Source organism: Lapillicoccus sp. (assembly GCF_025353065.1).
Lineage (GTDB): Bacteria > Actinomycetota > Actinomycetes > Actinomycetales > Dermatophilaceae > Lapillicoccus.
In genome coordinates this window covers 1-3,248 of the sequence record NZ_JANXRJ010000172.1, presented here as the reverse complement: position 1 = coordinate 3,248, position 3,248 = coordinate 1, and the positions used below count along the sequence as shown (strand labels likewise).

Annotated in this window: 2 protein-coding genes and 2 pseudogenes; all 4 read right to left on the bottom strand. The window is 69.5% G+C overall.

Going from position 1 to position 3,248, the window contains the following annotated elements; all coding sequences use genetic code 11:
• Window positions 1–58: 58 nt before the first annotated feature.
• The 4 genes and pseudogenes from Q0R63_RS13505 to Q0R63_RS13490 all read right to left on the bottom strand — a co-directional run bounded on the left by Q0R63_RS13505 (window position 59) and on the right by Q0R63_RS13490 (window position 3,083).
• Window positions 59–322: a hypothetical protein gene (locus Q0R63_RS13505; RefSeq protein WP_295698131.1), complete on the bottom strand. Its 264-nt coding sequence runs from the start codon at window positions 320–322 to the stop codon at window positions 59–61.
• Window positions 319–1,031, bottom strand: a pseudogene (istB, locus tag Q0R63_RS13500) (IS21-like element helper ATPase IstB). Before istB ends, Q0R63_RS13505 begins: the two are co-directional and overlap by 4 nt.
• A gap of 211 nt (window positions 1,032–1,242) precedes the next feature.
• A pseudogene (istA, locus tag Q0R63_RS13495) lies at window positions 1,243–2,763 on the bottom strand (IS21 family transposase); the annotation flags it as partial.
• A gap of 137 nt (window positions 2,764–2,900) precedes the next feature.
• A complete protein-coding gene (locus tag Q0R63_RS13490; protein ID WP_295698128.1) occupies window positions 2,901–3,083 on the bottom strand; it encodes a hypothetical protein in 183 nt (60 codons plus the stop codon).
• Window positions 3,084–3,248 lie beyond the last annotated feature (165 nt).

The following is a 3,248-nucleotide window of genomic DNA, read 5'->3' as shown; positions in this document are numbered from 1 at the left end:
ACACTCGTCACACACGCCACACCGCGCGGTTCACCACACAAACCTGCAGGTCACAGCGCTAACGATCGACTTTGCCGCACCCCTGGGTGGCGACCCAGGCCAGGACGTCGAACGCTGGACCGGGTGGGAGCGGGACGGGGGTGAGGCCCTTGCCGAGGGTCGAGCGGGCCGTGTTGCAGGACGCGCACAGGACCAGGTCGCCGTACTGGAGGCTCGCGGTCACGATGCACCGGGGCCGCAGGGTGGGGTCGTCGGCGTAGTAGCAGAGCTGCGGGAGCCGTCGAGTGTCAACAGGTTGTTGACGGCCTGGGTTAGTGGTCATGACGGTCCTTGCTGTTCCCCGGCTGGCCGGGGTCGTGTGCGGGGTCGGAAGCTGGGTCCGTCCATGAGGACTTGGTGGCTGGTGTTGATCAGCCGGTCCAAGAGCGACTCCGCGACGACCGGGTTGGGGAAGAGGGCGTACCAGTCGGCGGGGGCCCGGTTGGAGGTCAGGATCAGGGGCCGGGCGGCGATGGCTCGTTCGGAGACCAGCTCGTAGAGGTCGTCGGCTTGGGCCGCGGTCAGCTCCCGCATCGCGAAGTCGTCCAGGATGACCACGGCGGGGCGGGTGTACTCCCGCAGCCGTCGTTCCCAGGTGCGGTCAGCGTGACCGCCGGCGAGGTCGGCCAGGACCCGGCTGGTCTTGACGAACCGGACCTGCCCGCCGCGGCGGATCACGTTGTGGCCCAACGCTTGAGCGATATGTGTTTTGCCGACACCGGTGGGTCCGTACAGGATGACGGACTGCCGGCGTCGAGCCAGCGCAGGGCGGCCAGGTCGCGCAGTGCGGCAGCGGGGACCTTCGGGTTGACGGTGAAGTCGAACGTTTCGATCGTGGCCTGTTCCTCGAACCGGGCCAGGCGCAGCCGGCGAGCCAGGGCTGAGGTGTCCCGACGGGCGATCTCGTCCTCGCACAGCACCTGCAGGAAGTCCAGGTGGCCCAGCGCCCCGGTCCGGGCTTGGGCTACCCGGGCGTCGAGGGTCTCGAGCATGCCGGTCAGTTTCAGGGTGCGCAGCGTGTCGTGCAGGGCAGGGTTCAAGACGGTCATCGGGGTGCTCCGATCAGTGAGGTTGGTGAGGGGGCAAGGGTTCTCATGCGTGGGCTGCCTGGTTCTCTGGGCCGGTAGCGGCGCTGGGGGTCGCGGTGGGGAGCTCGAGGACGGGTGCCAGGTCGTCGTGCTCGCGCCGCTCGAACAGGGCCGTCGGCCCATGGAGGAACGCGGGGACGTCGGCGGCCCTGCTGGTGCGGGCGGGGTCCGCAGCGGGGGTCTCGGTGCCGGCGATCAGGATGCCTTTGATGGTGCGGTAGGACGGGTCGCCGACGGCGATGGCCCTGGCGCACGCGGCTTCCAGCCGGGTCGGGGTGTGTTTGTCCCGCAGGCCCAGGACACCCTGGGCGGCGCGCAGGCGGAACAACGCGTTGACCTCCAACAAGGTGGCGATGACCGCCGAACAGGCCGGGCCGACCTGCTCGGCGACCTGCCGGCACCACGTCGGGGACCGCATGTGGAACGCGATCTTCTCCGGCGGGTAGTGCGACACGGTCGTGGACCGTCCCCGCTGGCGTCGTACGTGGGTGGCCACGACCTTCCCGTCGTGGGTGACCTGGACCATCGTCGCGGTTGAGCGGGCGTGGACCTGCTGACCGATCAGGGCCCACGGTACGGAGTACAGGGCGGGCCCGACCTTGACGTGGATATCGGGGCCGACCTTGGCGGCCGACCACGTCGCGAGCACGAACGGGGTGGCCGGCAACGCCCGCAACGCGGGGCCCTCCACGGCCGCGAACACCGCTGCCGGTGCCGCGCCGTCCAGCGGCCGGCAGGCCCGGGCCCCGGCCACATCCTTGCACCAGCGGACCGCCGCGGCCTGCATCGCCTCGAGTGAGGTGAACGTCCGCCCCCGCCAAAAGGAGTCGCGGACATAGGGCATGGGTCGTTCCACCCGTGGTTTGTCTTTGGGTTTGAACGCACGCGCCGGGTCAACCAGCGCGCCGTAGTGGGCGGCGAGCTCGGCGTAGGAGCGGTTGATCTGAGGGTCGTACAAGTCCGGTTTGTCGACCCCAGTCTTGAGGTTGTCCGGCACCAGGCGCGCTGGAACCCCGCCGAAGAACGCGAACGCCTCGACGTGACAACGGGTCCAGGCCTCCTGATCCATCCGCAACACCGGGCGCACGAACATGTACCGCGAACACGCCAGCACCATCACGAAGGCCTGGACGGTATGCCTGGTGCCGGTGGCCGGGTCGGTCCATGTCCCCAGGCGCCCGTAGTCGATCTGTGCCTCGCTACCGGGTGGCACCGGTCCCGGGCGCAGCACCCGCACCGCTGCGCGGCGGGCCTCCTCGGGCAGGTTCCCGGCGACCCACCGCCGCACCGAAGCCACCGACGTCACCAGCCCCTGCTCGTCGACCAGCCGTTGGTGGATCGTCGAGACCGTGACCCCGGCCTTCAGCTGGGCGGCGATGTAGTCCCGGTGGGCCTCGATCGCCGGCCACGTCACCTGCCGCAGACCCGTGTCGACCACCCCCGGGAACCACCCCGCAGCCCGGGACCGCCAGTCCGCCTCGGACATCACCGGTAGCCCACCCGGCACCAGCCCCGCGGCCATCACCGGCGCCAAATACTTCCGGACCGTCTTACGGTCCGCACCCAAGCTCTCCGCAATCTGAACCTGGGAGCGGCCCGCGTACCAGTGCACGTAGATCTCGATCAGATCGATCATCGCAAACGTCCTCCTCGCCATCGGCTTCCTCACTCACCCTTGTTGGTGAGCGCGAGCCTGCTTCGTTGGGAGGACCACACCCGGGAGGCCACGCACGTCGTCCCCATGGGGAATTACGTGATCGCCGGGGTGGGGAATTACGTGATCGAGAACCCTTCAGACCTGGGGAATTTCGTGATCGCTGACAGCGTCGCGAGGCTGGGCGCCGCGGCATACGCCCCCTCCCATGCGGTCCACCGGGTGGTGAGGTCCTTGCAGTTGCCGTCGGCGAGAGTCCAGGCGGCGTCGCGGGCGAGGACCTCGCGGCTGACCCCTCTCACCGGCCACACCGCACGTGAGTCGTCGGGACGGTGTGGAGGGCGGCGTCGGTGATGGTGATGGTCTCCAGGAGTTCGATGTCGGGGCCGTACTGGCACTGGAGCTGGTGCTGGGCGTCGGCGCGCGCCTCCAGCGCAGCGTTCGCGGTGGTGAAGACGCCGCGGAGG

Excerpts from the sequence above, each read along its gene's own strand:
- Q0R63_RS13505 (WP_295698131.1), bottom strand. The coding sequence starts at position 322 with ATGACCACTAACCCAGGCCGTCAACAACCTGTTGACACTCGACGGCTC.